An 8,155-nucleotide genomic window follows, 5' to 3' on the forward strand; every position below is an offset into this window, starting at 1 on the left:
AGGTTGCGCAAGGAATGTCGGCACTCTCTCACATGGGCGAGCAGTATCGGAATACGGCTCGCCAGCTTGAAAAACTGATCGGTCGCGAAGAAACGCTGCGGCTTATCGAGATCGCGCTATTTCGTGACGCCATCGTCCTCGATGACGGCCGCGAGATCACCGGCCCGGCCCTCATCCGTCGCATGGCGCAAGAGCGTTACGGCGACGTGTTTCGTGATCAGGTGCGCCGGAAGATGCATGATGCTGGTGCGATCGGCGAGGCGTACCTAGCCGCGCTCGATGGGCCTGACAGTCTCAACTAGGGGTAACCCTGTAAGAAAATAGGTGTCGGTACTGACCGACCTATAAGGGCCTCCCAGCTTACCGGCTGGGGGGCCTTTCTTTTAGCGCCAAAGCGAATGTTTTTCACGATTAGGGGTTGCAATCGTCAGTTCCGACCGTCAGAACTGACGCCATAGCGAGGCTATAGGCCTCCCTCGGCAAAGTCCCCAACATCGTTGAAAGGTGAAATCGCATGGTTGATGCGGCTACTTCTGCACGTTCGTCTTCGACGGCTGCAAATCTGAATGTCGTCGTGCACGGTAAGCTGGTGGATCAGCGCCGTAACGAGGGCGTCTTTTACTCCACTGTTCTCTCTCCTGCAGCGGATCAGTTCTCTCAGCCGGAGCCCTTCGAAATTCGTTCTTCGAAGTCGCTGGGCAACCGCGAAGAAATTATTACCGTTCCGTGTCGCCTTTTCGGCTTCTTCCGCAAAAGCTACGAGACGAAGCCCGATCGCCACGGCGAAACGCGGGTTATCCGGCCTGTCGTGGCCGGTCTGGAAGCGCTCGAAAACTAATCGGTGCCTACCCTGCTCGTCCACTGTGTCCCGGCCCCTGACGGCGTTCCTGCAGCGCCGTGCGGCACGGTGGACGGGGTGGCCCTAATCCCTGTCGTACTGGCTCCCCAGCCCCTCCAAATCGATACTTCGGAGGCTCCCCAATTCTTCGCATGGGGCCTCGGTCTACCTCTTTCGTGCTTCGTCACCGGCCTCGTCGTCGGTGCCGTGATGCGGGTCATTCGGTCGGCATGATCCGTCCTTTCCAGAAAGTCCGGCATGGAGTGTTCGTTATGTCCAAGAAAATCGCTGTCGCCTCGGCCGCTCTCGTTGCTGCTGCCGCCGCTGCGCCTGCCATGGCGCAGACCGCAACCGGTCCCGACTACTCGGCCCTGACCGGCGCGATCGATTTCGGTTCGACGCAGACCGCAATCCTGTCGGTCGGCGCTCTGGCCGTCACCGTCACGCTCGCCGTGATGGGCGTCCGCAAGGTCATCGGCCTCGTGCGCGGCGCTTAATCCCTCTCTCTGCGGGGTGTCGGGGGGCCGGGAGCATCGCACGCTCTCGGCCCCCTTTTTCTTGGAGTGACCGCCATGGACGGCCAGCTAGCATACAATCTTTTCGTCATGTTCATGGGCCTTGTTTGCGGGGTCCTGTTCGTCGCTGGCCTCAAGTCGGGCAACCTGTGATGAGGTTGGTTCTCGCGATCGTCCTGGCCTCGTTCTTCATGCCTTCGGCGTCGTGGTCACAGACCACGCAAAACCCCTACGAGGCGGGCAAAGCCTCCGTTGCTCAGGCCGTTTCCAATTCTCTTAAGGCGAACTTTGAGCGTCGGCAGATTGAGGAATGGGCTCAGGTTTCCACAATGGACAAGATTCGGGCCTACCTCGCTCAGCCCACGAACAGCCTCGATAGCTGGATACGCATTGCGCAGGCGATGGGCCTTCCCACCGGCACGAAACTGTCTCCGCCCTCGGCGTACGATAGCACGTACTGCAAGACGAACCCCACGGCGACGATCTGCTCTCCCCTGTACGCGGGGCAGGGTGAAGGTGGCGGCGGCGCTGGGTCCACCGGTCCGGATTGGGAGGAACCGAGTTGCGACGAGAATTACATCCTCGATCCTGCTGGCAACATGATCGTCCCTGCTATGACGCTCCCCGAGCCACAACCTTACAAGTACGGTCAACAGTTATGGCAGGCTGATACTAACGCGAAGCTGCGCACAAATAACGTGTGGTCAGCGATCAAAGTAAACTTCCACATGACGAACAATCCTCTTGAGGAACATCTTCGTTACGCACCGGTGTACGCGTATCAGTTCTGTCAGTCTGCCTCGTGTATCTATTCAGTTATGGGATCACGCCCCGCCTATTTCGGGCCTAATGCGACAGTGGTGGCGGGCCGTTCCCAGTCATTCGGCGTCGGTATCATGCCTAGCGCAACGGCTTGGTCGCAGGTTCGTCCCGGCTGGGGCGATCCGCCCCCGCTCGACTACGAATGTCCGGACGGGATCGGCCAGGGTGATTTCAACCAGCATTGGAAAGCCTGCATCAAGGGGCCGTCTTTCTGGGCGATCCCCACGCATGGGATCATCACCGCAACCCAGATCAAGGCATGGACGCAGGGTTCTCCCATGGCGCACTGCCGCCTCTCTGACGAGTTTATCCGCTTCCTCGCTGACGTGGCCTACAAGAACGCCTGCGCGGACGGCACCTGTGATGCGCCTTACTCGCGCGTCGAGAAGGAGGACGTGCGCAACGGCGGTCAGAACCCGACCATCAGGGACACCGGCAACGTTACCAACCTGCCATCGCCGAACAATGAGGGCACGCCTCTGCCGCAGCCTACGGATACGCCGACCGATACCCCTACACAGGGGCCTGATTGGACTGATCCCGGCACGGCTGCGCCTAATCCTCAGTCTCCGACTGCTCAGAGTATCTTCGATAAGGCTTGGGATTGGGGTTTCCCCTCAATTGAAATCAATCTCGGTTCCGCGTCGTGCCCAACCTACACCGCAGACGTGTGGGGATATACGGTCACTCTCGACAGTCATTGCCCTTTCATCGAGCAGAACCGCGCGGCGATATCTGCGCTGATGATCCTTCTGTTCACGATTGCTTGCGGCATCATCGTATTGAGGGCTTAAGCCATGTTCGCTCTACTTCGCTCTGCTATAAACTATTTGCTCGATTTCCTGCTAAAAGGATCGATTATCAAATTCGGTGTATTCACCGCGCTTTACTACATCGTCAGTGAAATAGGATCGCTGGCGATGAACAAAATCGACAAGACGGGTCTTACCTCTATTGGATCGCTTGTTAGCGGTCTGCCGTCCGATGTGCTGTTCTTCCTCGGTGTGTTCCGGGTTGAAGTCGGCCTTCCCATGATCATCGCGGCTTTCGTGGTGCGCTTCTGCATCCGTCGCCTGCCCATCATAGGGTAATACTATGGCCATCACTGCCTATACTGGCGTTCCCGGCTCCGGGAAGTCGTACACCATGATTGAACAACTCATGGTCCCGGCCGTGATGGCTGGTCGTCGGGTACTGACGAATATAGCAGGCGTTCAACCTGAAAAGGTCTATGAACTGTGTCAGAAGCGGTCGCCCGATACTGAGTTCGGAGAGGTAGTATTGTTTGATGCAAGCATAGCATTAAATGAAGGCTTCTTTCCGACTGAGAATATTTCCGATGAACATACTTTCGTGAAGGGCGGCGACTTTCTCCTGTTCGATGAATGGAGGCTCACTTTTCCTAAGCGCGGCGCATTCCCGACGCCTCATCTTGAGCCTTTCTTGAGGTATCACAGGCACTTAACCGACAAGAGCGGTGTCGCGATCGACGTTGCTATCGGTACGCAGCTTGTGACGGATATCCATCTGGATATTCGCGGGCTTGTCGAACGTTCCTATAAGTTCCGCAAGTTGAAAGCTATCGGGCTTCCCAAGTTCTATAAGTGGGACATGTTTGAGGGTTCGACGCAACCTAAAGGCGAAAGTGTATCGACGGGTAACGGGAAGTATAAGCAAGAGATATTCAATCTCTATAAGTCGTATGATACCGATGGAGACGGCAAGGAACTGAAAACCGATAAGCGTTCGTCCATTTGGTCGCCTACGCTTATCGCCATGATTGCCGGGATAGTCGTGATGGGCTCATTCTCGCTTTATATGGCCCTTAGCTTCTTCGGTTCGGCTGGTGACACAAAACAGCCAGGTCAAAACGTGACGGCCGGTCAGCCTGTCGCCCGGTCGTCGGCCGCGCCAGCGCAAGGCGGTATCGTGCGTGCTCGCTCGCCCTATCGCATCGTTGGCCATGTCGCGGCCGATACGGGCCTTAGGATCGTGCTCGCCGACGACAACGGCTCTGTGCGCGTCGTCGCTCCTGACGGCTTCAGCTTCGACGGCGACAGGCCGGTGTACGGCGTCGTCGATGGAATGGCGGTCGTCGCTGACGATCGCGTCAAGGTTTCAACTTCGGGCGTAGCTGCGCCCCAATTCGGGGTGCAAATGCCATGAAACTCGCGCTTTTCCTCGGGTTCGCCCTCATCGCTTCGCCTGCAGCTGCAGGCACTTTGCCCAGCACGCCGGGGCCGGTTCGTGTGCAGCTAGATTCCATGCCTACGGGCGCGCTGGTCACCATGCTCATGCGTGACGTCATGGGCGTTCCTTACGTGATCGCACCTGACGTTCTGGCCGATCAAAAGCCGGTGTCGGTCAACCTCGTGATGCCGCGTGCGGATCTACCTATGAAGGTCGTGGGCTTCCTCCGATCGCTCGGGCTTGTCGTGAAGCTGAGCGGCGGCACCGTCTTTGTGTCGCACAAGCCGCTCGCTCAGGTCGGCGGCGCTGTGAATATGCCCTCGGCCGCATATGCCATGCAGCCCATGCAAGCCTCTGTGTCGCAGGCCATGGCGCCAACGCCTGCAACGCCTTCGGGCTCGCCGTTCTCCGCTGGCCCGTCTGAGGTCCCGGCGTTGTCTCAGTCGCCTGTGTCCGCTGTCGCCGACGAGCCGGTCGGCGTCGTCGCTGTCATCGAGCCGGCTCACCGCTCTCCGGTCGAACTGGCGGACATGGTGCGGGCCGTTCTGCCCGGTCTGTCGATCGCGGTTCGCGAGGCAAGCCAGCCACAGGGCTCGCAGATCGTCGATCGCCTTGAACCGTCAGTACTGGTGCTCTCTGGCACGAAATCGCAAATCTCGATGGCGTCGCAGCTCGTGCGCGCCGTCGATCGCCCTCGCGCCGCTGTCGCCATCAAGGCCGTCTTGTTCGAGGTCCGTACCTCGAAAGCCCGCGGCTCTGCCCTGTCGTTGCTCTCGGAAGTGCTGGGGGGCCGTGTGGGCCTCGGAATCAATCCCGGTGGCACTGGCGGAGACCAGTTCGTCAAGATCGCTACAGGGGGCGTTTCCGCCGTCCTGTCGGCCGTTCGCACCGATGGCCGTTTCCAGATCGTCGCGGAGCCGTCGCTTTCGGCCCTGTCAGGCGCAACGGCTACCATCAACTCGGGCTCGCAGGTCCCGACGATCGGCGAGGTCACCTATACCGACAACGGCCAGCCCATTCGCTCTGTCGTCTATCGGGATAGCGGTGTGTCGCTGACCGTCACTCCTACCGTGCGCCGGGGCGAAATCGAAATGCGCGTGCTGCAGGAGCGGTCCACCTTCTCCCGCACCGAAACCGGCGTGAACGATACGCCCACGCTCAACAAGTCCACCGCATCCTCGGTCGTCGCGATCCGCCCCGGCGAGACGGTGGCTATCGCTGGGCTCGATGAGCGTTCCGACAATTCCACGCGCGACGGGTTCTTCGGTGGGCTGCTCGGTAGCCGTCAGCGGGATCAAGGGTCGTCGCAATTGCTCCTGTTAGTCCAGGCGGATTTAGCGGCCGATGGCAGGCAGGCAGCACCGGCTATCGAAGTGCTTGAGGACCGGTCCGACGAGGCGCGAGAGGGTGCCGCCGGATCGCGCACCGAACGTAGTGAGGGCGCAGAGCCGGTGGTGCGCTCTCGTGGCTCTGCGGTCGGCTGAACTTATTTCGCATGTCGGTACTTACGCTATTGCAATGTAGGTTCCGACATGAGACAAGATGTAGGTACTGACAGGGGGTTCACATGATCGCTCTCACTATCGAGCACATCAGCCGTCAATATCCCGATTGGGCCGAAAGGTTCGACGCATGCCAGTGCTGCGGCTCCTATCCCGCGCATGATCCTGTCTGGTGCGAGGCCATCAGCGAACGCATGGCCCCGATCGCTGAGCGCGCGGACGCTCATCAGGCGGGGTGTGCGGTCGTCGCCTACCACTGCGAGATCGGGAACGCGGTCAAGTTCGGTGCGACACAGGCCCGCATGCACGATGCCGCTCGCTGGGCGACCCTCGCTCGCGCTCTCGGCGCTTGGGGAGGTTTTGACCATGCGAACTGAGTACTGGCAGATGGGCTACAACGATTATCTGGCGTGCCAGGACTTCGCCGAAAGGCCCGATCATTGGTCTGTAGGCAACTGGCTGGACTATCTCGAAGGTGTCCGCGCTGCCGCGTTCGGTGATCAGTGATCGAGCCCGCCGCCCTCTTCTCGAAAGGCTTCATGCCTGCCGGTGGCCCTGTAGGGGAAATGCTTGTGATTATTGCTCTTTGGGCGATCGGAATCTTCGGTACGTGGACCTTCTACCGGGCGTTTCGCGCTCTGTGGCGGTTCCGGCCGTGATCGTCGTCCCTCCTCCACCCGGTCACCCTAGACCCGCAAGGGTCTGCCGTGCGGCGAGCACGCCTAACCTGACGTTTCGGCGGTCAGATGCCTTCGATGGCCCTAGCGCCTTTGTATGGCCCTTTTCCGGGGAGTTTTACGCCATGTTTTTAGTGTTCACTCTGGCGCTTTCGGGGACTCCTGCCCCTGATCGCTTTACCATCGATCGTGGGGGGTACTGATGCCCCGCCGCTTACCGATGGAGGTCTTCATTAACGCTCAAACTGACCGTCAGGCCGCTTACGAACAGCGCCGCCGCAAGGAGGGTCAAACCCGGGTCGCGGTGTGGGTGCCGTCCGAGCGCGCCGAAGAACTCAAGGAGATCGCTCGCGCATGGTGCGCTGAGAAGGCTGCAAAGGAGGGGCAGGCAAATGACTGACATGGATGCCAAAAATGACCAATATGGTTCGTTTTCAAAGTGCGTCTCGGCGAAGGATGATGATGAATTTCTCGCCGCTTGGGTCGCCACTGAGACGGCTAAAACCTTCACCGATCCTCTGGAGGTGGACCTTGTGCACCTCGGCTGGTTGATGGCTCGCGCGGACGCTGAGGAGCGCCTTTCGCGTCGCCTTCTCGGCCCTTCTACCCCCGTTAGGTAATACGGGGGTCTTTCGTGGGCGAAGCCCGCGAAAGTTCTTTTCTTCTTCAAGCGCTTAGTGGGGAAAATACCGTGCGAATTGTTGATCTGCAAAAGTCGTCGAAAAGCATCGCTTGATGGGTCGGCCGCTTTGCAAATTCCTCGGGCTCTCTCGCGACTGGCTGGACGTGCGCTTGCCCCTCACGTGGGAGGCCGCGTCGCAGTGGTTTCCCGAGGTTGTCGAGGGGGAAACTGTCAGCTTCGATCCTCCCGGCCGCTCGGGCTATCGCTCGGGCTTGAAGATGCCCGAGGGCTACCAATCCGGCGCGGTGTCGATCATCGGTGATAACCCCGCGTCTCGAGGCTGGTGTATGCTCTCGGGCACCGGCTCGGCCGCTGAATGGGTGTGGAATCTGGCCGCATCTTCGTTCGATGCGCCGCAGGTCAACCGGGTTGATGCTGCACTAGACTTCACATGCTCGAACCGTGCGTTTGAGAGGATGATGAAGGACCTTTCCGGTATCTCGGAAGCCTGCGGGATGCGGCCTCATCCGGTTGGGCATCCGCAGTGGGGCCGTACCCTCTATGTGAACTGGTCGCGGAAGCTGCGGCATGAAAAGTCGGGCAACGAAAAGGCCCCTATGTGGACGGCCCGCCTCTATGAGAAGGGCAAGGAAATGGGCCAGGACCCGCTATGGCGTCGCTTCGAAGTGGTCCACCGTCCTGACAAGCCACATGCGAAGGAAAAGGCCTTTCATTTCGAGCCTTGCGAACTTCTTGGAAGCCCTAAGTGGTCACGTGCGTTTCTCGAATCGATCGGCTATAGTGAGGCGGTCAAGCCGGAGCGTGCCTCGCCTTATGCGAAGGAGGAACCGGCCTCGGATGATGCAAAGGTTGCGCAAGGAATGTCGGCACTCTCTCACATGGGCGAGCAGTATCGGAATACGGCTCGCCAGCTTGAAAAACTGATCGGTCGCGAAGAAACGCTGCGGCTTATCGAGATCGCGCTATTT

Annotated in this window: 11 protein-coding genes; all 11 read left to right on the plus strand. The window is 59.5% G+C overall.

Annotation, left to right across the window (positions count from 1 at the left end; genetic code table 11):
* Window positions 1-302, plus strand: a 302-nt coding sequence (locus ACYPYD_RS03445) for a hypothetical protein (RefSeq protein ID WP_459662065.1), incomplete at its 5' end; no start/stop codon positions are given.
* A gap of 212 nt (window positions 303-514) precedes the next feature.
* A complete protein-coding gene (locus ACYPYD_RS03450) occupies window positions 515-838 on the plus strand; it encodes a hypothetical protein (protein ID WP_459662066.1) in 324 nt (107 codons plus the stop codon).
* A gap of 272 nt (window positions 839-1,110) precedes the next feature.
* A complete protein-coding gene (locus ACYPYD_RS03455; protein ID WP_459662067.1) occupies window positions 1,111-1,335 on the plus strand; it encodes a hypothetical protein in 225 nt (74 codons plus the stop codon).
* Between the two features lie 170 nt (window positions 1,336-1,505).
* A complete protein-coding gene (locus ACYPYD_RS03460; RefSeq protein WP_459662068.1) occupies window positions 1,506-2,969 on the plus strand; it encodes a hypothetical protein in 1,464 nt (487 codons plus the stop codon).
* Between the two features lie 3 nt (window positions 2,970-2,972).
* On the plus strand, window positions 2,973-3,266 hold the full coding sequence (locus ACYPYD_RS03465) for a DUF2523 family protein (RefSeq protein WP_459662069.1): 294 nt from the start codon (window positions 2,973-2,975) through the stop codon (window positions 3,264-3,266).
* 4 nt (window positions 3,267-3,270) lie between these two features.
* On the plus strand, window positions 3,271-4,341 hold the full coding sequence (locus ACYPYD_RS03470; RefSeq protein WP_459662070.1) for a zonular occludens toxin domain-containing protein: 1,071 nt from the start codon (window positions 3,271-3,273) through the stop codon (window positions 4,339-4,341).
* Between the two features lie 128 nt (window positions 4,342-4,469).
* The gene (locus ACYPYD_RS03475; protein ID WP_459662071.1) at window positions 4,470-5,849 is read left to right on the plus strand and encodes a type II secretion system protein GspD; all 1,380 of its coding nucleotides are present in this window, start codon (window positions 4,470-4,472) and stop codon (window positions 5,847-5,849) included.
* Between the two features lie 384 nt (window positions 5,850-6,233).
* Window positions 6,234-6,374, plus strand: coding sequence for a hypothetical protein (locus ACYPYD_RS03480; protein WP_459662072.1), 141 nt, complete (start codon window positions 6,234-6,236; stop codon window positions 6,372-6,374).
* A gap of 390 nt (window positions 6,375-6,764) precedes the next feature.
* On the plus strand, window positions 6,765-6,944 hold the full coding sequence (locus ACYPYD_RS03485; RefSeq protein WP_459662073.1) for a hypothetical protein: 180 nt from the start codon (window positions 6,765-6,767) through the stop codon (window positions 6,942-6,944).
* Window positions 6,937-7,164, plus strand: a complete 228-nt coding sequence (locus ACYPYD_RS03490) for a hypothetical protein (protein ID WP_459662074.1) — start codon at window positions 6,937-6,939, stop codon at window positions 7,162-7,164. The genes ACYPYD_RS03485 and ACYPYD_RS03490 overlap by 8 nt, the downstream gene beginning before the upstream one ends.
* A gap of 115 nt (window positions 7,165-7,279) precedes the next feature.
* Window positions 7,280-8,155 (plus strand): hypothetical protein (locus tag ACYPYD_RS03495; protein ID WP_459662075.1); only part of this gene is annotated, 876 nt, incomplete at its 3' end.

Source organism: Novosphingobium sp. 11B, assembly GCF_054589055.1.